19 protein-coding genes are annotated in these 17261 nt (G+C 63.8%); 6 read left to right on the plus strand and 13 right to left on the minus strand.

What is annotated here, in order from left to right; translation table 11 throughout:
* Window positions 1-169 precede the first annotated feature (169 nt).
* The 4 genes from P9273_RS15990 to P9273_RS16005 all read right to left on the minus strand — a co-directional run bounded on the left by P9273_RS15990 (window position 170) and on the right by P9273_RS16005 (window position 5028).
* Window positions 170-1339 carry a cystathionine gamma-synthase gene (locus P9273_RS15990; protein ID WP_278049784.1) on the minus strand — a complete coding sequence of 390 codons (1170 nt, stop codon included), beginning with the start codon at window positions 1337-1339 and terminating at the stop codon, window positions 170-172.
* Window positions 1336-2772 carry a pyridoxal-phosphate dependent enzyme gene (locus tag P9273_RS15995; protein ID WP_278049785.1) on the minus strand — a complete coding sequence of 479 codons (1437 nt, stop codon included), beginning with the start codon at window positions 2770-2772 and terminating at the stop codon, window positions 1336-1338. The genes P9273_RS15990 and P9273_RS15995 overlap by 4 nt, the downstream gene beginning before the upstream one ends.
* 405 nt (window positions 2773-3177) lie before the next feature.
* Window positions 3178-4518 (minus strand): FAD/NAD(P)-binding protein, encoded by a 1341-nt coding sequence (locus tag P9273_RS16000; RefSeq protein ID WP_278049786.1) that lies wholly within the window; start codon window positions 4516-4518, stop codon window positions 3178-3180.
* A gap of 324 nt (window positions 4519-4842) precedes the next feature.
* The gene (locus P9273_RS16005) at window positions 4843-5028 is read right to left on the minus strand and encodes a hypothetical protein (protein WP_040999261.1); all 186 of its coding nucleotides are present in this window, start codon (window positions 5026-5028) and stop codon (window positions 4843-4845) included.
* Window positions 5029-5337: 309 nt separating this feature from the next.
* On the opposite strand from P9273_RS16005, the gene P9273_RS16010 reads away from it, so the two are divergent.
* The 4 genes from P9273_RS16010 (at window position 5338) to P9273_RS16025 (ending at window position 8629) form a co-directional block, all read left to right on the plus strand.
* The gene (locus P9273_RS16010; RefSeq protein ID WP_040999259.1) at window positions 5338-5700 is read left to right on the plus strand and encodes a septal ring lytic transglycosylase RlpA family protein; all 363 of its coding nucleotides are present in this window, start codon (window positions 5338-5340) and stop codon (window positions 5698-5700) included.
* A gap of 282 nt (window positions 5701-5982) precedes the next feature.
* Window positions 5983-7260, plus strand: a complete 1278-nt coding sequence (locus tag P9273_RS16015) for a polyhydroxyalkanoate depolymerase (RefSeq protein WP_278049787.1) — start codon at window positions 5983-5985, stop codon at window positions 7258-7260.
* Window positions 7261-7447: 187 nt separating this feature from the next.
* Window positions 7448-8065, plus strand: a complete 618-nt coding sequence (locus P9273_RS16020; protein WP_278049788.1) for a transglutaminase-like cysteine peptidase — start codon at window positions 7448-7450, stop codon at window positions 8063-8065.
* Window positions 8066-8374: 309 nt separating this feature from the next.
* Window positions 8375-8629, plus strand: a complete 255-nt coding sequence (locus P9273_RS16025) for a hypothetical protein (protein ID WP_040999255.1) — start codon at window positions 8375-8377, stop codon at window positions 8627-8629.
* Window positions 8630-8692: 63 nt separating this feature from the next.
* On the opposite strand, the gene P9273_RS16030 is transcribed toward P9273_RS16025, so the two are convergent.
* The 4 genes from P9273_RS16030 to P9273_RS16045 form a co-directional block, all read right to left on the minus strand.
* Window positions 8693-9061 (minus strand): helix-turn-helix domain-containing protein, encoded by a 369-nt coding sequence (locus tag P9273_RS16030; RefSeq protein WP_278049790.1) that lies wholly within the window; start codon window positions 9059-9061, stop codon window positions 8693-8695.
* Window positions 9062-9173: 112 nt separating this feature from the next.
* Window positions 9174-9698: a Smr/MutS family protein gene (locus P9273_RS16035; RefSeq protein ID WP_278049791.1), complete on the minus strand. Its 525-nt coding sequence runs from the start codon at window positions 9696-9698 to the stop codon at window positions 9174-9176.
* Entirely contained in the window at window positions 9695-10798 is a 1104-nt protein-coding gene (mltA, locus tag P9273_RS16040) for a murein transglycosylase A (RefSeq protein ID WP_278049792.1), read from the minus strand. Before mltA ends, P9273_RS16035 begins: the two co-directional genes overlap by 4 nt.
* A 22-nt stretch (window positions 10799-10820) precedes the next feature.
* Window positions 10821-11528, minus strand: coding sequence for a Tim44/TimA family putative adaptor protein (locus P9273_RS16045; protein ID WP_040999248.1), 708 nt, complete (start codon window positions 11526-11528; stop codon window positions 10821-10823).
* Between the two features lie 202 nt (window positions 11529-11730).
* On the opposite strand from P9273_RS16045, the gene P9273_RS16050 reads away from it, so the two are divergent.
* Window positions 11731-12225: an FxsA family protein gene (locus P9273_RS16050; RefSeq protein WP_278049793.1), complete on the plus strand. Its 495-nt coding sequence runs from the start codon at window positions 11731-11733 to the stop codon at window positions 12223-12225.
* Window positions 12226-12341: 116 nt separating this feature from the next.
* On the plus strand, window positions 12342-12845 hold the full coding sequence (gene secB, locus P9273_RS16055; protein ID WP_040986315.1) for a protein-export chaperone SecB: 504 nt from the start codon (window positions 12342-12344) through the stop codon (window positions 12843-12845).
* Window positions 12846-13237: 392 nt separating this feature from the next.
* On the opposite strand, the gene dnaQ is transcribed toward secB, so the two are convergent.
* The 5 genes from dnaQ to P9273_RS16080 form a co-directional block, all read right to left on the minus strand.
* Complete coding sequence (gene dnaQ, locus P9273_RS16060) at window positions 13238-13942, minus strand: DNA polymerase III subunit epsilon (RefSeq protein ID WP_278049794.1); 705 nt, start codon at window positions 13940-13942, stop codon at window positions 13238-13240.
* Window positions 13943-14016: 74 nt separating this feature from the next.
* A complete protein-coding gene (coaE, locus tag P9273_RS16065; RefSeq protein ID WP_278049795.1) occupies window positions 14017-14622 on the minus strand; it encodes a dephospho-CoA kinase in 606 nt (201 codons plus the stop codon).
* A complete protein-coding gene (locus P9273_RS16070; RefSeq protein WP_278049797.1) occupies window positions 14622-15449 on the minus strand; it encodes a shikimate dehydrogenase in 828 nt (275 codons plus the stop codon). Before P9273_RS16070 ends, coaE begins: the two co-directional genes overlap by 1 nt.
* The gene (locus tag P9273_RS16075; RefSeq protein ID WP_278049798.1) at window positions 15442-16041 is read right to left on the minus strand and encodes a Maf-like protein; all 600 of its coding nucleotides are present in this window, start codon (window positions 16039-16041) and stop codon (window positions 15442-15444) included. The genes P9273_RS16070 and P9273_RS16075 overlap by 8 nt, the downstream gene beginning before the upstream one ends.
* Before the next feature lie 167 nt (window positions 16042-16208).
* Entirely contained in the window at window positions 16209-17030 is an 822-nt protein-coding gene (locus P9273_RS16080; protein WP_278049799.1) for a pyruvate, water dikinase regulatory protein, read from the minus strand.
* Window positions 17031-17261 lie beyond the last annotated feature (231 nt).

Genomic DNA, 17261 nt, shown 5'->3' on the forward strand with positions numbered 1-17261 from the left:
GCTGGAAATGGCAGTCTCTCCCTCGCTCGACTGCCTGCCCAAAGAATCCTTTCTCAGGCTAACTTCAAGTCCCAAAAAGCCATATGCGATTCCCCTGCCCTCGTGGGGGAGATGTCCGGCAGGACAGAGGGGGGGCGCGAAGGAACGCGACGCGCGGTGATTGGCGGCGCTAGAGCCCCAGCGCCTGCTGCAGATCCGCGATCAGGTCATCCCCATCCTCGATCCCACACGACAGCCGCACCAGCGAATCCGAAATCCCGATCGCCCCCCGCTTCTCCGCCGGGATCGAGCCGTGCGTCATCAGCGCCGGATGCTCGATCAGGCTTTCGACGCCGCCCAGGCTTTCGGCCAGCGTGAAGAGCTGCGTGCGTTCCAGGAAGCGTTTCGTTCCGGCGAGGTCGCGGTCGAGGTCGACCGAGATCATGCCGCCGAAGGCGTGCATCTGCTGAACGGCGATGGAATGCTGCGGGTGGCTGGCAAGGCCGGGATAGATGACCCGGCGGATATCTTTTCGCGTTTCCAGCCATTGCGCGATCTTCAGGCCGTTGGCCGAGTGACGCTCCATCCTGAGCGCCAGGGTCTTGATGCCGCGCAGGGCGAGAAAACTGTCGAACGGGCCGGAGATGGCGCCGATGGCGTTCTGCAGGAATTTCAGCCGGTCGGCGAGATCCTTGTTGTCGCCGACAACCGCTACGCCGCCGACCATGTCGGAATGGCCGTTGAGATATTTCGTCGTCGAATGCACGACGATGTCGATGCCGAGCTCCAGCGGGCGCTGGAGATAAGGGCTGCAAAAAGTGTTGTCGGCGACGGTGAGCAGCCCCTTGCGCCTGGCCAGTGCGGCGACCGCTTCGAGATCGACGATGCGCAGCAGCGGATTGGTCGGTGTCTCGACCCAAAGCAGTTTTGTTTCCGGGCGGATCGCCGCCTCGACCGCGGCGAGATCGGTGAAATCGGCAAAGCTCACCTCGAGGCCCGCCGAGCGCTTGCGAACCCGCTCCATCAAGCGGAACGAGCCGCCATAGATGTCGTCGGTGGCGACGATATGGGCGCCGGAATCGAGAAGCTCGAGCACCGTGCCGATCGCCGCCAGGCCGGAGGCGAAGGCGAAGGCGGCCGAGCCGCTTTCCAGGTCGGCGACCGCACGCTCGAAGGCGAAGCGCGTCGGGTTCTGGCTGCGGGCATATTCAAAACCCTTGTGCACGCCCGGCGACTGCTGGCCATAGGTGGAGGTGGCATAGATCGGCACCATCACCGCACCGGTCAGCGGGTCATGGCTCTGGCCGCCATGGATGGCACGGGTGGAAAAGGCCAGGCGGTTCTTGCCGTTCGAACTCATTTTGCGCGGCGCCTCAGATGGTTGATCAGGTCGATACGGGTTATCAGGCCGATGAACTCCTCGCCATCGAAGACGATGGCGACCTCGTTGCGGTCGAAGACCGGCAGCAGCGCGTCGAGCGTCTGGTTGGCCTGCAGCGTGTGCAGGTTCGACGTCATGGCGGTGCGCACCGGCGCGTTGAAACGGTCCCAGCGGCCGTCATACGGGCCGTCGACCTTGGCCAGGATGTCGCTTTCGTCGACGATGCCGACCAGTTTGCCCTCGTCCAGCACCGGCAGTTGCGAGACATCGGAACGGCGCATGCGGCCATAGGCGTTGAGCAGGGTTTCCTCCGGGCCGACGGTCACGATGTCGCCGGTGCGCGGCGAGCGCATGACGAGGTCGCGCAGATCGCCATGTTGTTCCTGGTCGGCAAGGCCCTGCTCGGCCAGCCAGATGTCGTCGAAGACTTTCGACAGGTATTTGTTGCCGCTGTCGCAGACGAAGGTGACGACGCGCTTCGGCACCGTCTGCTCGCGGCAATAGCGAAGTGCCGCCGACAGAAGCGTGCCCGAGGACGAGCCGGCGAGGATACCTTCGCGCGACAGGAGATCGCGCACTGCCAACATGCTTTGCTTGTCGGGAATGGAGTAGGCCTTTTTCACCAGCGCGAGATCGGCATTGGGCGGCACGAAATCCTCGCCGATGCCTTCGACCGTCCAGCTCCCGGCCTCTTCCATCTTGCCGGTCTTGATCAGCGGCGCCAGCACTGAGCCGACCGGATCGGCCAGCACCATCTCGGTCTTCGGCGAATGTTTCGCGAAATAGCGGCCGAGGCCGGTCAGCGTGCCGCCCGAGCCGACGCCGACCACCACCGCGTCGACGTCGCCTTCGAGCTGCGATAAGATTTCCGGGCCGGTCGTCGTCTCATGCGCCAGCGGGTTGGCCGGATTGGCGAACTGGTTGGCATAGAAGGCGCCGGGCAATTCGGCGGCGATCTTCTCGGCCATGTCCTGGTAATATTCGGGATGGCCCTTGCCGACATCGGAGCGGGTCATGCGCACTTCGGCGCCCAAAGCGCGCAGATGCTGGATTTTTTCGCGCGACATCTTGTCGGGCACGACGAGAATGATGCGGTAGCCTTTCGGGATGCCGACCTGAGCGAGGCCGAGGCCGGTGTTGCCGGCGGTGGCCTCGACGATCGTGCCGCCGCGCTTCAGCTTGCCCGCCTTCTCGGCCGCCGCGATCATCGACAGCGCGATGCGGTCCTTGATCGAGCCGCCGGGATTCTGGCTTTCGAGCTTGATGAACAAGCGGCATTTGCCGGTGTCGAATTTGGTCAGCTCGACGACCGGCGTCTGGCCGATCAGGTCGAGCACCGAAGCGTAAGGCGGGCGAAGTCTCGACAGGTTGGTGTGCGCGCGCTGCGGCGCCGCTTTTGTCTGCTCGCTCATCTTGAGTGCTCCATCGAAGCAGTTCGAGGCGGATGTCGGCAATCTCGCGCGATAGGCCGCGGGATTCCATTCCGGTTTCGCGGATCGCGCGCCCTGTCTTTTCCAGCCCTTTTCATCAGGAAAGAAGATAGATCGTGCCAATCCCGCGGCGAGTGGCGGAATGGAATTCTAGGTGGGTTGCTTCGCAGCCTCTCATTGTTGAAGCCGGCGCGAGGCAGCCCCCTCTGGCCTGCCGGCCATCTCCCCCTTTCTGGGCATGGCGGTGCCAACCGCTGGGATATCGTCAAAGACGATAGAGAGGGTTCTTGCGCGTGAAGCTGCGATCCATCCTTCGTCATTCTAGGGCGGAGCAAGGAGCGAAGCGACGCGCGCAGACCCTAGAATGACGACCGATTGCAGCGAGCCTCACCCCAGCAGCAGCTTACTCAGCTTGGCGCATTGCACACGAATATCGGGAATGGCATCGATCTCGAAGAAGGTGCCGCGCGTCAGCGGGCCGACGGCGAGCAGCTTCGACGAGACCGTGCCGTCGGCCGCGATCAGCTCGCATTTCGCGGTGACATCGAGACCGAGGCGCAGCGGATCGGGCCGCGCCAGGCCGCGCTCGATCAGCGAGCGCACGACGCCGTTCGACGTCCTCGAAACGTCGCGGGCGATGCCCATGCAATCATAGAGCCGGGCGACCTCCAGGGTCTCGATATCCTGCGTGCCGCGCGGCTGGATTTTCACGGCGAAGCCGCCGTTCGCCTCGACATTCACGACCCTGCCGGCGACGAGGCGGATGCGGCCCGAGCGCACGGCTTCGGTGACGCGCGCGTAGACTTCCGGCGCCATCCGGTGGCGGTGGATGTCCCACCAGGCCTTAGTGTGCTCGACGAAGCGGCGTTTGGCAGAGGCCGGCCAGTTCTGCCAGATTTTCTGGTTGAAGGGCCTCAAGCCGTCGACGACGTCGCGCCAGTCGCCGCCGGCCTTCTGGTTCTCGCGGATCAGGTTGCGGAACCAGGCGACGAAATAGGAAAGCTGGGTGCCGAGCGGGATATCGGCGATATCGAGCTTGATCGGATTGCCCTTGCGATGCGGCGACGGCAGCAGGCCGCGTCGCGACACCGCGGCGATGGCGCCCAGATGGCCGCGCTGTTCCAGCGACAGGAAGGCGTCGACCATGCTCAGGCCAGTGCCGAGCAGCAGGACGGCGGCCTGCGGATCGAGCGCGGTATCGGCCTCCGTTCCCATGCGGATCGCATGGCCTTGGAAGGCGCCGGGTTGCTCGTCATGGCCGGTGGCCAAGACGGCGAGATGCGCCACGACGCTGGTGCCGTTGGCGAGCGCGACCTCGACACCCGACGGGGTCGGCGAGATCGACAGGCTCTCCTCGCGGATCAGCCTGAGACGCCCGGTCTCGCGTTCGCGTTCCTGGAGACCCTCGAGCACGTCCTGCAGATAGCGGGCATAGAGGCTGCGCGGCGCATAGAACGGCCCCTGGTCCGGCTTGGCGAGCCCGCGCTCCAACACCCAGCGCGCGAAATGCGTCGGGTCGTCGGCGTAAGCGCTCATGCCGGAAGCGTTGACGTTGAGCACATGCGCCGAAAGCAGCGTCGAATAGGCCATGCCCTGGCCGAAATGCGGCCGCTTCTCGATCAGCGTGACGCGCAGGTCCGGATTGGGCGATTTGAGCAGATGCGCAGCGAGCACGACACCGCTGGCGCCGCCGCCGACAATGATGATGGAATTGGCGCGTCCAACCATGACTGCTAGCCGAAACTGACGGAGCGATCAGCACGGAGCGGGCGCCGCGGTCGGCCTCGGCCGCAAGCCACGAACGATCGCCGAAACGGTCTTCAGAAGGTCGCGCATCGTTCTCTCACTCCCAATGTTGACAAGATTACTATACTAACCGAGCCAGGCACGAAACCCTCCTTCCAATTCGCCTGCGATGTGAAGCATGGATTTGCCAGGGTGGCGTGACAGGCAGATTTTCGTTCGCTGGGTCGCATCCACGCGGTCGGCATTCTGGGGCGGAGCGACGCGAAACAGAACGAGATAATAACGGAAGGGACGCCTGCCAGCAGATCAGATGCGCGAGCGGTTCGCCCAGCGCAGCCCGGCCACGCCGACCAGCATGGTGAGGAGGCCGACATAGAGCCATTGCGTCTGGCCGGTCATGAAGCTGCCCTTGACGAGACCGAGGCCTTGCAGCGACCACAGCGCACCGACGGCCAGCACAATCAGCGCCAGCACAAACCTGATCAATCGCATCGGTTGGACCCTCTCCAAAAGTCGATCCTGGACCGCGACAGAGACGCAACAAAGACGGCGAGGAATCGAAATAGTTCGGTTCCTCTTTACTGCAAAATCTTGAGGACCGATCTTGCCCGGAACGTGCCGGATTCCGGTCCGATATTCATCAAGAATACGCCGCTCCGCCTTCAGAAATATCATGACAAACTGTTTCGCAGCGACTCCAAACGTGTGCCGCCGCCATGGAACCGCCAGAAGGTTGCCGCATTTCCCGCCTCATTCGGCACTTAGGCGGGGCTATTCGATCAACGGAGCCACCCCCAAAAGATGAAGAAAACCAACCGCGCCGCGCTTGTCGCGGTGACGATCGCGGCTGGCCTGACGGCTGGCGCGTCGTCCGCCTCCTCCGCCGCCGCGCAATGCGGCCGCGCTTCCTGGTATGCGCTGCATTCCAGAACCGCCTCAGGGGAACGCATGAACCCCTCGGCACTGACAGCCGCCCATCGCTCCCTGCCCTTCGGCACCAAGCTCAGGGTCACCAACAAAAACAACGGCCGCAGCGTCATCGTTCGCATCAACGATCGCGGTCCATTCGTGAGGGGACGCATGCTGGATCTCTCCCGCGGCGCCGCCAGTCAACTGGGTTTCATCGGTTCGGGCCACACCGCCGTCTGCATGGCGCGTGTTTAAGCCATCTGTTCACAGGACCATGATCCAACCGCTCTTGATGTTAAGGATCGTGGCCGATGTCCGGCATGAGGGGCCGGACACATATCCTTCACATTTCTGCAGCGCACATTGAGCCGGCTCCGGCTTCAACGGCCGACTTTCAACAGCTTAGACCAAAGATGCATTCGTCAGACAAAATGACGTATTGCATCGCAACAAGATCTTGTTAACCTCGCCGCGACACATGCAAGGCTCGGCGCTGTTCGTCGTCCCTTTGGTCGTCGGACGGCAGCGGGGTTCGCGATGTTCTACCAGCTCTACGAAATGAACCATGCGGCGCTGCAGCCGGCCCGCCTCTATGCCGACGCGGTGCGGCTGTTCTACTCCAACCCGCTCAATCCGATTTCCCACACCCCGTTCGGCCGCTCGGTGGCGGCGACCGCCGAGCTGTTCGAGCGGAGCACCCGCCGCTACGGCAAGCCGCAATTCGGCCTGGACAAGACCGTGGTCGACTGGAAAAACGTCGCCGTCACGGAAAAGACGGTCTGGTCGAAGCCCTTCTGCAACCTCATCCGTTTCGAGCGCGCGCTGCCCGCCGGCCGCAAGCCCGACCCGAAGCTTTTGATCGTGGCGCCGATGTCGGGCCACTACGCGACGCTGCTGCGCGGCACGGTCGAGGCCATGCTGCCTTATGCCGACGTGCACATCACCGACTGGGTCGACGCCCGCATGGTGCCAGTCTCGCAAGGCAGCTTCGATCTCGACGATTATATCGATTACGTCATCGAGATGTTCCACGCGCTCGGCCCCGACACGCATGTGATGGCCGTGTGCCAGCCGTCGGTGCCGGTGCTGGCGGCGGTGGCGCTGATGGAGAAGCGCGGCGATCCCTTCGTGCCCTCGACCATGACGCTGATGGGCGGCCCGGTCGACACCCGCCGCAACCCGACCGCGGTCAATCTTCTGGCCGAGGAAAAGGGGATCGACTGGTTCCGCGACAATGTCATCATGCAGGCGCCGTGGCCGGTGCCGGGTTTCGGCCGCGAGGTCTATCCGGGTTTCCTGCAGCTTTCGGGCTTCATGAGCATGAACCTCGACCGCCACATCATCGCCCACAAGGACTTCTTCATGCACCTTGTGAAGCATGACGGCGACAGCGCCGAGAAGCACCGCGACTTCTACGACGAATATCTGGCGGTGATGGACCTGACGGCGGAGTTCTACCTGCAGACGGTCGACACCGTGTTCGTGCGCCACGCGCTGCCGAAGGGCGAGATGACGCATCGCGGCGAGCCGGTCGATCCGAAGGCGATCCGCAACGTCGCGCTGCTGACCGTCGAGGGCGAGAACGACGACATTTCCGGCCTCGGCCAGACCCAGGCCGCGCATGACCTTTGCGTCAACATCCCGGCAGATAAAAAAGCGCATTACGTGCAGCCGGCCGTCGGCCATTACGGCGTTTTCAACGGCTCGCGCTTCCGCTCGGAAATCGTGCCGCGCATCGTCGATTTCATTTCCAGCTATGGCCGCCAGCACCGGGTGGCGACAAAGCCGAAGCTGGTCCGTTCCGCAAAAAGCTGATTGCAGGCGCCCAGCATCAGCCCTGCCGCCACCCGGCGGCCGGCAGTGTTGCGTCCATGCCTCTGTTGCGAAAGTGCCGCTACTGGATCGTCCAGGTAACCATGCCGTCAAACGGACCGCCGTCTCTAATTGACACGGACTGTAAATCGCCCTTAACGTTTCGTTAATAAAGAACAGGGCGGGGGCAATGACTTCCTCAGCGATGACGCGGATTCTGCGTTTGTGTGCGACCGCGGGACTGGCGATCTCTGCGCATTGGGCGGTGCCGGCCTGGGCGGCGGGCGCGATGATCACGGGTGGCCTAACGTCGCAGCCGATCGGCCACTATGATTTCTGCAAATCGCATCCGAACGAATGCAACATCCGTCCGGTCGATCTCGAGCCGGCCAGGATGACGGATGGTTTGTGGCGCCGGCTGATCAACGTGACCGCCAAGGTCAACGCCGCCGTCAAGCCGATGAGCGACCTCGATCACTATGGCAAGGACGAAGTTTGGGCCTATCCGGACGACGGCTATGGCGATTGCGAGGACTATGTGCTGGAAAAGCGCCGCGAGCTCTATCGCATGGGCATGTCGCTGGCCGACCTTTTGATCACCGTCGTGCGCAAGCCGGACGGCGAAGGCCACTCCGTGCTGACGGTGCGCACCGACAAGGGCGACTATGTGCTCGACAATTTGACCGACAAGGTTAAAGCCTGGGACGCGACCGGCTACCGCTTCCTCAAGCGCCAGGCGATCGACAACACCGGACGCTGGGTCTCGATCCGCGACGGCCAGGCGGTGCTCGTCGGCTCGGTGCAGTAGGCAGGGCTAACCTCGGTTTCGTCATTCTAGGGCGAAGCAAGGAGCGCAGCGACGCCGCGAGGACCCCAGAATCCATTCCGTCACCTATAGGCGTTACCGCGGTGCAGGACGACCTCTGGTCTGCACCGCTTCTACCGTTCGCGCGAGGTCACGGAATGGATCCTCGGGCCTACGCTCCGCTTCGCGTCGCTTCGCCCTCGGATGACGAGCGCAAGGAGCTTCCGAAAAAATCGCACACCTCCATGAACCATTCCCGTTCGGCCGGCGACACACAGCCGTGAATGGCAAACCCAACCATGGAGAACGCAAATGACTTCTTTCCTGCGCAACACCTTGCTTGCCGCCGTCGCGCTGTCGGCCCTGACCGGATCGGCCCTGGCGGACCAGACCTACAAAAGCTGCGCCGCGACCAACCTCAATGACCTATGGAGCGGCCGCTGCTGCAGCGTCGGTTCCGCGAACTGCCCGGGCGGCGGCAATGGCCGCGACCACCAGGGCCATCAAGGCAATGGCGGCCGGGGCAGCCCCAACGGCGGCAGCACCAACGGCGCCGGCAAGCCCTGATCTCAGATGGAATTGAAACAGCGCCAGCGGACAATCGCGATCCGCTGGCGCCTGGCGCCGGGATTATAGAGGCCGGCCGAGTGCCGTGCGTATCGATGCGCTGAGGCGGCGCAATTCCGCCTCGTCCAGCTTCTCGATGCTCTCGGCCAGAAGGTTGGCGAGCTCCGTCGCCGCCGGCGACAGGCCGGACGTGTCGATCCTGACCCTGGGGTGCGAGCTTTCGGCGAGCCGGGCAAGGTCCTCGGCCTCGTCCCAAATGATGTTGAAATAGCCGATGATCTTCTGGATCAGCGTCCAGGTCGGCGCGCCGCGGCGGCCATGCTCGAGCGCCGACAGATAGGCGGCGCTGACGCCGATGGCCTCGGCCATCGCCTTCTGGCTGACGCCGCGCTCGGCGCGCAGCGCCCTAAGCCTTTCGCCGAAGGGGGTCATCTGGAACGGTTCACCGCTTCACCGAAGCGGCGACCCGCCGCGTTTCTTTGTTTTGGCGCAATTCCGGACGGAAAACCGCTACACACTTTTCCTGGAATTGCTCTAGGCATCCTCATGAGCGCGTCCGCCGCAGCCGCACATAGAGCGCGCCCGAACCGCCATGGTTGCGCGCGGCGTGGTCGTGGCTTGAGACCAGATGGCGGAAGGCCGGCGTAGAGAGCCAGGCCGGTACGGCGCGGCGCAGGATGCCGTCGCCGCCCGAAGACGAGCCCTTGCCGGTGATGATCAGCACATAGCGGATGCCGCCGGCATGCGCACGGTTGAGGAAGGTGAGCAGCAGCGAATAGGCCTCGTCCTGCGTCATGCCGTGCAAGTCGACGCGGCCCTCGATCGGCAGCCGGCCTTTCTTCAGCTTGTGCAGCGTCTGGTCGTCGAGCGAATGCGAGACATGCGGCGTCTTCGGCTTGACGGCAGCGGCCGGAACGCCATTGGCGGCAGGCCGCGGCGGCTCGGGTTTGGGCTCGACGATGTCGGGGATCTCGACGGCGGTCTTGCCTTTCAAAGGCCGGGCCGAGCGCGCCACCAGGTTCCACAGGATGCGATCGTCGTCGCTGAGATGATCGTCGCGGCGGCTCACCGGCTCGCTCCATCCAGAAGCGCGCGCGGCACCAGCGCATAGAAATCCGCCGCGTTGCGGACCACGCCGGCGATTTCGCCGGCGGCGTCACCTGAGCCGGCGAAGAGGTCGCCGCGCGCGGGTCCGGTGATGGCCGAGCCGGTGTCCTGCGCGATCATCAGCCGCCGGAACGGTTTTTGGTCGAAGGCGGTGAGCGTCGGGGCGTCGACATAGAAGGGCGTGCCGAAAGTGTGCAGCAGGCGGTCGACCGCGACCGATCGCCCGGGCGTCAGCGGCACCTTAGCGGCGGCGATGGGCCCGAGCGCCGCATCGTCGACCGCAGCCTCGCGGAAGAAAATGTAGGAGTGATTCTGCCAGAGGATCTCGTCGACCCGGTCCGGATGCGCCTTGAACCAGGCGCGGATCGACTGCATCGTGACTTTGTCCAGCGGGATCTCGCCGAGATCGCTCAGGATTTTGCCCGGGCCGGTGAAGCGCTGGCCGGACTTGGCCGCGTAGGTGATGCGGGCGAGCCTGCCGTCGGTCATCTTCAGTCTAGCCGCGCCCTGCACATGGATGAAGAAGGCGTCGACCTTTTCCGCAAGCCAGGCAATTTCGAGATTCCGGCCGGCGAGCGCGCCGCGTTCGATTTCGCCGCGGTCGAAATATTCGACCGGACCTCCATCCGTCCGGCGGGCAAAGGCCAGATAAGGATCCAGGCCGGCCGGCCGGTTGCCGTCGTCGATGTCGATCAGGTCGGCAGGCCGGGACAGCAGCGGCACGGTGAACCTTTCCGTCCTGACCGGCGAGGCCTCGACCTCCGGCTCGTAGAAGCCGGTGACAAGCCCTGAGCCGTTTTCAGCCTTCACCAGCATCGGCACGAAATGCCGTTCGAAGAAAGACCGCGCCTCCGACCGATTCGGCGCCGAAACGGCGCGCGCCTCGGCATAGGCCTCGGCAAAGGCATTGAAATCGACGCCGAGCAACCCGCTGCGATAAGGTTTTACCGGGGCATGGAAGGCGGAGCGGCGAAACGCGGCAAAGGCCGCGAGGTGGTCATCCTCGCCCCAGCCTGGTAGGTCGCCGAAGGTTTTTTCGCTGAATGTGGAAGAGAGCGGCACGACCGAGCCCCGCCGCCTGGATTTAGTCTTCTTCTTCGGTGGCGACGAGCTTCCAGTTCGGGTCGCGCGAGCGGGTGTCGCGGGCAAAGGTCCAGACATCCTTGACCTCGGCTACCGTCTCCGGATCGCCGTCGATGACGGCGCCGGCCTTGTCGCGGGTCGCCGAGATCAGCTCGGAGACGACGCGCAGCGTGATATGCGCTTCCGAGCCCTTCATTTCGGCGCTGACGATGTCGGCCTTGTCGATGCCGACGAAGGAAGACTGGATCTTTTCCGACTTGGCCTCGCGCTCGCCGATCGCGGCGACGAAGCCGTCATAGACTTCGCGCGACAGGAGGTTCTTCAGCGTCTTACGGTCGCCGTCGGCATAGGCCATGACGATCATCTCATAGGCCATCTTGGCGCCGTCGACGAAGGTCTTGGGGTCGAAGGACGGATCGTTGTCCTTGATCGTTCGCAGGCCTTTGTTGAGATCGGTGTCCGGCTTGGCGAAGGCGTCGATTTCGGCATAGGTCTCGGCCGCCGGTTCGCCCGGCATGCGCTTGCGCGGCACCGATACGACATTTTCAGGCTTCTGCGCCGCATCGGCCTCGCGCGTGCGGCTCGCCGAATAGGGATCGAAGGGCGGACGCTCGTTTCCGGTGCGACGTCCAAGCACGTTGCGCAGCTGGAAAAAGATCACAACCGCCGCAATCAAAAAGAAAATCGTGCCGAAGTCGAAGAAACCCATATTTTCCGCCAACTCGAACCCTGTCCTTGCCGGACCGGCGTAACTCCCTCGGGGAGCGCGGTCGCATAGCGTTCAACATCCAAAGCATATAGAACGGCAGGCGCTATCATTCAAATCAAAGGCAGCCATACCTATCTATAGGCGCCAAGGCCAGCGGCGATTGTCCGCGGGCGCCGCAAAAGAGAAAGCGATCGGTCGAGACTTGCGCATTTCCTTCATCCCGTTGTTCCTGCTTCTGCTGCCGCTGCTGGAGATCGCCGGCTTCGTCATTGTCGGCCGCGAAATCGGCGCCTTGGCGACGGTCGGGCTGGTGATCCTGTCCAGCATCGCCGGCAGCCTGCTGCTTCGGCATCAGGGTTTCGGCGTCATGACGCGGGTGCGCACGGAGATGGATGCCGGACGCGATCCCAGCCGGCAGCTTGCGCATGGCGCGATGATCGTGCTGGCGGCGATCCTGCTCATCATCCCGGGCTTCATCACCGACATCTTCGCCATTCTTCTGTTGCTGCCGCCGGTGCGCGACTTCGCCTGGCGCCTGCTCAAGAACCGTATCGTTATGGCAACCAGCTTCAGCAGCGGCTTCTCGGCGCGGCGGCGCCACACCGTCATCGATCTCGACGACAGCGACTATTCGCGCGACGATTATCCGAACCGGCCGGATCACAATTCGCCCTGGCGGCGGCTGAAGAACGATTAGTCCCGGACCTGTCGCCGACAGAGGCGGCAAAACTTGTTTTGTCCGGCCGACCATGGTAGCGAACCCGCGATTTCAATCCGGTCAGCAATGCTGCCCAGGCAAAAGGACTAAGGCTCATGGCCAGCAACGATGACGCGGCGACCGGCGCCGCCAACGGCAACGGCACCCAGAACCAGCCCTCGCTCAATGTGCTCGCGCAATATGTGAAGGATCTGTCCTTCGAAAGCCCCGGCGCGCCGAATTCGCTGCGCGGCCGCGACAAAGCGCCTGGCATCGCCATCAATGTCAACGTCAACGCCAACCCGCTTTCGGACAAGCAGTTCGACGTCAATCTGACGCTGAACGCCAAGGCGTCCTTCGACCAGGAAGTGCTGTTCAATGTCGAGCTGGTCTATGGCGGCGTCTTCGCCATCTCGGGCTTCCCGCAGGAACACATGCTGCCGCTGCTCTTCATCGAATGCCCGCGCTTGCTGTTCCCCTTCGCGCGCCAGATCATCGCCGACGCCACCCGCAATGGCGGCTTCCCGCCGCTGATGCTCGACCCGATCGACTTCGCGCAGATGTTCCAGCAGAGGATTGCCGAGGATCAGGCCGCGGCCAGCAAGGTCCAGGTGAGCTGAGAAGGCGCACCACCCATCGTATGGAGAGCCCGGCTTCGCGCCGGGCTTTTTTTGTTGGAGATGTCTGAGACTAGCGAAGACCTCCGGGCGATCGTCATTCCAGGGCGGAGCAGGGAACGAAGCGAGGCGCGCAGACCCTAGAATCCATGCCATGAAATTGGCCGTAGGCCGCGACAATGGAAGATCGAGTTGATCGAGAAGATCAACCCGGAATGGTTCGAGCTTTTCCGTGGGACAGGCTGGTAGCTCCGTCCGGCTTCTTGCACCGTCGGAGCATAGCACCAGCGTCACGGCATGGATCCTAGGGTCTGCGCGCGTCGCTTCGCTCCTTGCTCCGCCCTAAGACGACTAAGTCGCGAAAGCCTCGGCAGGCTACGTTCGGACGTTCTGGCTCAACCCACTGCCACCTTCAGCCACAGCGCCTTTTCACCCAGCGTCGAAACCAGCCCGGCATGCGCCGCGCGGTCCGCTTCGCTCAACCGTGGCGGCAGGGCGATCGGCCTCGCGCCGATGGAGATGTCGATATCGGCCACCTCGCCGGCGCCGTTCATCTGCACCGCCACCGCCTCCAGAACCAGCGCCGCCTGCTTGCCGCCGATGAGCTCGATATAGACCTCGGCCAGCAATTCGGAGTCGAGCAGCGCGCCGTGCTTGGTGCGGCGCGTGTTGTCGATGCCGTAGCGGCGGCAGAGCGCATCGAGCGAGTTCGGGCCCATCGGATGCTTGCGGCGCGCGAGCGCCAGCGTGTCGATGATGCGGCCGGGATCTATGGATGGATGGCCGAGCCGGCTGTATTCGAGATTGAGGAAGCCGAGGTCGAAGGTGGCGTTGTGGGCGATCAGTTTGGCGCCGTCGGTGAAGTCCAGCCATTCCTGCGCGATTTCGGCGAAGGTCGGCTTGCCGACCAGGTCGGCGGCACTGATTCCATGCACGGCCTGCGCTTCGGCATGGATGGCGCGGCCCTGCGGATTGATGAATTTGTGGAACGTGCGGCCGGTTGGAAAACGGTTGACCAGCTCGACGCCGCCGAGCTCGATGATGCGGTCTTCGCGCAAATCGAGGCCGGTGGTTTCCGTATCGAAGATGATCTCACGCATTCGAATCAATCCGCTCCAGGGAGCAGAATCACAAACCAGAACAAAATGGCAATGGGGACTGCTGACAGCAAGAGTCAGGAGCGGGGCGATTCCTGCTTATCCCCCGCCAGTTCGGCCACGATCGCTCCGACCGCCTTTCGCGCCGCGTCGAAGCCATTTCCGGTGTCGATGATGAAATCGGCCCGGCGGCGTTTTTCGGCGTCGGGCACTTGCTTGGCGAGGATAGAGGCAAATTTCTCCTCGCTCATGCCGGGCCTGGCCAACACACGCTGGCGCTGGATCTCGGGCGACGCGGTGACGACCACGACCTTGTCGACGCGGTTGCGCCCGCCGGTTTCGAACAGCAGCGGAATGTCGAGCACGGCGAGAGGCGCACCGGCGGCGCGGTGCCTGGCCAGAAACGCATCGGCGTCGGCGCGCACCAGCGGGTGAATGATCGCCTCGAGCTTCTTCAGCGCGGCCGGATCGGCAAGCACTCGGCCCGCTAGTTTCACGCGATCGACCACCCCTGCCTCGGTGGTACCCGGGAAAGCCGCTTCGACCAAAGGCGCTGCCTTGCCGGAATAAAGGCGGTGCACCGTCTCGTCCGAATCATGCACCGGCACGCCCGCCTCGGCGAACATTTTCGCCGTGGCCGACTTGCCCATGCCGATCGATCCGGTAAGGCCGAGCACGATCATCAATGGCCCTCGATGTCGGCAACGATCATACGCCGCAATTCGGGCGTGACTTCGGGTTTCCGACCGAACCAGCGTTCGAAGCCCGGTACCGCCTGATGCAGCAGCATGCCGAGCCCATCGACCGTCTTCAGGCCGCGCGCCCTGGCGGCTGCCAGAAGCGGCGTCTCCAGCGGTACATAGACGATGTCGGTCACGATGGCGCGGTCCGGCAGGCCGCCCGGATCGGCGGCCAAAGTCGCGTCACCATGCATGCCGAGCGCCGTGGTGTTGACGAGCAGGCCGGCATCGGCAAGCAGTTCGCCGACCGCGCCATGCGCCGAGACGCCGCCGCCGAAGTGGCGGCTGAGTTCCTCGGCTCTCGCGAGCGTCCGATTGACGACGCGGATATCCTTGATGCCACGCTCCTTCAGCGCGTGGATGACTGCGCGGGAGGCGCCGCCGGCGCCGAGCACCACGGCCGGCCCATTGGCCGCCCATCCGGGTGCATGGTCGTCGAGGTTGGCGGCGAAGCCGTAGCCGTCCGTGTTGCCGCCCCAGAGAAGGCCGTCCTCGAACCACAGCGTGTTGACGGCGCCGATTGCATCGGCCGCATGGTCGCGGCGGGCGACGGCCGCGAAAGCGGCTTCCTTGTGCGGAATGGTGACATTGCCGCCGCGATAGCCGTCCTCGCCGAGAGACTTGAGGAAGGCGGCGAAATCCGCCGGCGCGACGTCGATCGCCCGGTAGCTGCCGTCGATGCCGTATTGCTTGAGCCAATAGCCGTGGATCTTCGGCGAGCGCGAATGGGCGATCGGATGTCCGGTGACAAAAGCTTTTGCCTCAGCCATCGATGGCTCCCAATGCGCGCAATTCCTTCAGCACAGCCAGCAGCGGCAGGCCGACAATGGTGAAATAGTCGCCCTCGATCTTCTCGAACAGCTGGATGCCTTCGCCCTCGATCTGATAGGCGCCGACGCTGGAAAGCGCCTTGGCGCCGACGCGGGCCAGATGCCGGCCGATAAAGGCGGGGTCGAGCTTGCGCATGGTGAGGCTGGCGACGCCGACATGGCGCCACAGCACCTCGCTGTCGCGGCAGAGCACGGCGGCGCTGTTCAATTGATGCGTCTTGCCGGAGAGCGCGAGCAGGTGGCGGCGCGCGCCTTCCATGTCGGCGGGCTTGTGAAAAATCTCGTCGCCCAGCGACAGGGTCTGGTCGCAGCCGAGGACCAGAACACCTGGCCTGCGCTCGCTGACCTCGGTCGCCTTGGCCTCGGCCAGGATAGAGGCGACATCTTCCGGTGAAACGCCGCTGTCCTTCAGCGGAGCCTCGAGCGCGCGCTCGTCGACATTGGCCGGCACCGCCTCGATGTCGAGGCCGGCATTGACGAGCATCGCTTTCCTGTACGGGCTGCCCGAAGCGAGGATGATTTTTTCGGCCATTTTTTCGCGCCTGGTCTGTGGGACCAACTAGGGTGTTGAGATTCAGGTTAGGCCGAACCGAAAGTGGTGGCTTCCGAGAACCGGAGCGGAGCGTACTTAAAGTACGTGAGCACCGGAAGCGCAGGAAGCCGCTACTTGCAGGCCGGCATCACCTGAATATCGACGCCCTAGCGCGTCTTTCCCCGCAGGGCAACGATAGCCGCCGCTGTTTCCTCGATGGAGCGGCGGCTGACATCGATCATCGGCCAGCCATGCCTGGTACAGAGCTGGCGGGCATAGGCAAGCTCCTCGTTGATCGCGGCGCGGTCGACATAATCTGTCGGCACGAAGGCGGCGCTGTTGCCGAGGATGCGGTTTTGCCGCACATGCGAGATTCGCTCGGCCGTGGCGACGAGACCGACGACCAAAGGCGTCTTGGCGGCAATCAGGCTCTCGGGCAGCGGCACGCCGAGCACGATCGGGATGTTGGCGGTCTTGATGCCGCGATTGGCGAGATAGATGCTGGTCGGCGTCTTCGAGGTGCGCGAGATGCCGATCAGCACGACGTCGGCATCCTCCATATTGGCGGGCAGCTGGCCGTCATCATGCTCCATGGTGAAGTTCAGCGCGTCGATGCGGCGGAAATATTCGGCGTCGAGCACGTGCTGGGCGCCGACCCGGCGGCCGGCCGGCGTGCCGAGATAGGACTGGAAAACGCTGAGCACCGGCTCCAGCACCGAGACGCAAGGCAGGCCCATGGCGGCGCAGCGCTCGTCGATCGAGCGGGCGAGCTTCTGGTCGACGACCGTATAGAGAATGATGCCGGGCTCTTCCTCGATGTCCTCGAAGACCTTGGCAACCTGCTTCTCGGTGCGGATCAGCGGATAAATATGTTCGATGGCGCGCGCGTCCTTATACTGCGCGGACGCGGCGCGGCCGGCCGCCAGCAGCGTTTCGCCGGTGGCGTCGGAGATCAGATGCAAATGGAAGAAGCTCTGAGGTTTGTTCACAGGCGATGGGTCCAGGCTGTGGGCAATTGTGGACAAGGCTGGGTGGGCAGGCCTTGGGTCAAAAAGCGACTGTATCAGATGGCCGCTTGTCCACAATTCGACCCGCTGTAGGCTTTGTCGCGGCGCTGGGGACAAAACCGGGGATCAACTTTTCTTGGCCGATTTCATCCACAGCAAGGAGTTCGGAACGGAAGGCCCAAGCTTTTGACTCCAAAGCCTGAATCGGCTTCG

It is taken from the genome of Mesorhizobium sp. WSM4935 (assembly GCF_029625735.1).
Classification (GTDB): domain Bacteria; phylum Pseudomonadota; class Alphaproteobacteria; order Rhizobiales; family Rhizobiaceae; genus Mesorhizobium.

Coding starts and splice junctions, on each gene's coding strand:
- P9273_RS15990 (WP_278049784.1), bottom strand. CDS start 1,339: ATGAGTTCGAACGGCAAGAACCGCCTGGCCTTTTCCACCCGTGCCATC.
- P9273_RS16075 (WP_278049798.1), bottom strand. CDS start 16,041: ATGGCCGAAAAAATCATCCTCGCTTCGGGCAGCCCGTACAGGAAAGCG.
- P9273_RS16030 (WP_278049790.1), bottom strand. CDS start 9,061: ATGACCCCCTTCGGCGAAAGGCTTAGGGCGCTGCGCGCCGAGCGCGGC.
- P9273_RS15995 (WP_278049785.1), bottom strand. CDS start 2,772: ATGAGCGAGCAGACAAAAGCGGCGCCGCAGCGCGCGCACACCAACCTG.
- P9273_RS16045 (WP_040999248.1), bottom strand. CDS start 11,528: ATGGGTTTCTTCGACTTCGGCACGATTTTCTTTTTGATTGCGGCGGTT.
- P9273_RS16070 (WP_278049797.1), bottom strand. CDS start 15,449: ATGGCTGAGGCAAAAGCTTTTGTCACCGGACATCCGATCGCCCATTCG.
- P9273_RS16015 (WP_278049787.1), top strand. CDS start 5,983: ATGTTCTACCAGCTCTACGAAATGAACCATGCGGCGCTGCAGCCGGCC.
- P9273_RS16020 (WP_278049788.1), top strand. CDS start 7,448: ATGACTTCCTCAGCGATGACGCGGATTCTGCGTTTGTGTGCGACCGCG.
- dnaQ (WP_278049794.1), bottom strand. CDS start 13,942: ATGCGTGAGATCATCTTCGATACGGAAACCACCGGCCTCGATTTGCGC.
- P9273_RS16005 (WP_040999261.1), bottom strand. CDS start 5,028: ATGCGATTGATCAGGTTTGTGCTGGCGCTGATTGTGCTGGCCGTCGGT.
- P9273_RS16010 (WP_040999259.1), top strand. CDS start 5,338: ATGAAGAAAACCAACCGCGCCGCGCTTGTCGCGGTGACGATCGCGGCT.
- P9273_RS16000 (WP_278049786.1), bottom strand. CDS start 4,518: ATGGTTGGACGCGCCAATTCCATCATCATTGTCGGCGGCGGCGCCAGC.
- coaE (WP_278049795.1), bottom strand. CDS start 14,622: ATGATCGTGCTCGGCCTTACCGGATCGATCGGCATGGGCAAGTCGGCC.
- P9273_RS16025 (WP_040999255.1), top strand. CDS start 8,375: ATGACTTCTTTCCTGCGCAACACCTTGCTTGCCGCCGTCGCGCTGTCG.
- secB (WP_040986315.1), top strand. CDS start 12,342: ATGGCCAGCAACGATGACGCGGCGACCGGCGCCGCCAACGGCAACGGC.